Here is a 1,738-nt window from a genome sequence, read left to right on the forward strand (position 1 = left end):
ACATCGACTACCCGCTGCAAAGGCCAAGCCCGAAATGAGGCGCATGCAGTCCCGCGCCAACCATCGCCGCCGCCCTCTTCAACTCAACATCCCACCCAGTGGAATCAAGCCCCCGGAGAAAACACCATGTCCACACCTACCGATACAACCGAGTTTCTGAACGAGCTGAATGGCGGAGCCTTCGCCAGCCAGATCGGCTACGCAATTTCCGAAGTCGCCTCGGGCGTTGTCGAGCATGGCAAGGCCGGGAAGCTGGTCATCACCCTGGACATGAGCCAGATCGGCGATTCCCACATGGTGAAGATCAAACACAAGCTCGACTACAAGGTGCCGACCAAGCGCGGCACCCGGAGTGAGAACACAGCGCTGGATACCCCGATGAACGTCGGCACCGGCGGCCAAGTAACTCTGTTCGCTGAAGCTCCGCACCCTGGCCAACTATTCGAGCGCGACCAAGCACCAGTCAAGCCTCGCACCTGATCAATCGCACCAACCCTTCCTCCCTACAGAGACCTGACAAATGTCCCTCACGAAAGAAGCAATTCAACTGATCATCGATGACGCGCTGATCGCCCAAGGCAAAGAGCTGGGCACCGTTACGCCCACCATCGTGCTGCCGGAAGGCGCGAAGGTCGTGAACCTTGAGCAATTCGGCGCAGGCCGCAGCCGCTTCCGTGGCACGTTCTCCACCAACTCCCTGGCGGACTTCGCCAAGTACGTGTCCGACCGCGCAGTCGCCGACGCAAAAGGCTTCATCAATCAGGATGAAATGACCTGTTCGGTGCTGTTCAACCTGGGCAACGAGGAAGTGCCAGGCCACGCAGATGACCGCGCTGTGCTGAAGCTCAAGCCCACCGCTGCCTATCAGGCCGTGCAGGCCATCAGTGGCAAGGCCATGTCGCAGAAGGATATGAGCGACTGGATTGAAGATTGGCACAGCACGCTGTCGGCTGTCGGTGATGACTTGAAGGATATCCCGCTGGCCAAAGCCATCGCCGCCGTGCGCACGATCACGGTCAAGGCATCTTCGGAAAGCGATCACACCGTCAGCGAAACACGCGCCAGCCGCAGCGCAATGGATGCAATCGAGGCAATCAGCAAGGAAACCCTGCCCACGTCGCTGATCTTCTCGGCCGTGCCGTTTGAAGGCCTTCAGATGCGCGAGATCATCCTGCGAATCTCGGTCATCACCAGCGGCGCACAGCCAGTGTTGAAGCTGCGTTGGGTCGGCGAGGACGTGCAGCGCGAAGAGATTGCGCAAGAGTTCAAGTCGGTGCTTGAAGCGAAGGTGGGCGATGGTGCTCAGCTGGCGCTGGGTAGTTTCGCTGCTTAAAGATGAAATACCGCGCCACAGCTTGATGTTGCGGCGCGGGATTCCGGAACAAAAGTCTTAACTAATCAGCTTGGATGCTCTTTCTGTTCTGATCGCAAAAAGATTGCCAATTTCCAATCGATATAGAAAGCGCTGCCTGATGCTCATCGAACTGCTCAAGCAATTCATCAGATGGGTTGAGAAGCAATAGATCAGGATTAGCAGCAACAAAATCGGCAAACGCCTCGTTTTTCTCGGCCATCACGCCAGAAAGCCTGTTGCATTCCGCAAAATATTCACTCTTTTTCAATTTGTCACTCCCTTGATCCGGCCGAATGCCGGTAACCCGTAATACCCCACTTCAATGAATCACGCCACACCGGCGAGGCACCTACCTGGAATTCGATATGAGCCAGCTCCACCAGA

3 protein-coding genes are annotated in these 1,738 nt (G+C 56.7%); 2 read left to right on the forward strand and 1 reads right to left on the reverse strand.

The genetic code is table 11. From position 1 onward, the window contains the following. Window positions 1–126: 126 nt before the first annotated feature. Window positions 127–480, forward strand: coding sequence for a hypothetical protein (locus ALO80_RS17105; protein ID WP_016567829.1), 354 nt, complete (start codon window positions 127–129; stop codon window positions 478–480). A 40-nt stretch (window positions 481–520) separates the two neighbouring features. Continuing rightward, entirely contained in the window at window positions 521–1,333 is an 813-nt protein-coding gene (locus tag ALO80_RS17110) for a YfdQ family protein (protein WP_055009850.1), read from the forward strand. Window positions 1,334–1,394: 61 nt separating this feature from the next. On the opposite strand, the gene ALO80_RS17115 is transcribed toward ALO80_RS17110, so the two are convergent. Continuing rightward, the gene (locus ALO80_RS17115) at window positions 1,395–1,622 is read right to left on the reverse strand and encodes a hypothetical protein (protein WP_055009851.1); all 228 of its coding nucleotides are present in this window, start codon (window positions 1,620–1,622) and stop codon (window positions 1,395–1,397) included. Window positions 1,623–1,738: the final 116 nt, after the last annotated feature.

The sequence above is a fragment of the Pseudomonas caricapapayae genome (assembly GCF_001400735.1).
GTDB lineage: Bacteria > Pseudomonadota > Gammaproteobacteria > Pseudomonadales > Pseudomonadaceae > Aquipseudomonas > Aquipseudomonas caricapapayae.

Bases quoted from the DNA above. Each gene is read 5' to 3' on its own strand.
- ALO80_RS17110 (WP_055009850.1), top strand. From the start codon at position 521: ATGTCCCTCACGAAAGAAGCAATTCAACTGATCATCGATGACGCGCTG.
- ALO80_RS17105 (WP_016567829.1), top strand. From the start codon at position 127: ATGTCCACACCTACCGATACAACCGAGTTTCTGAACGAGCTGAATGGC.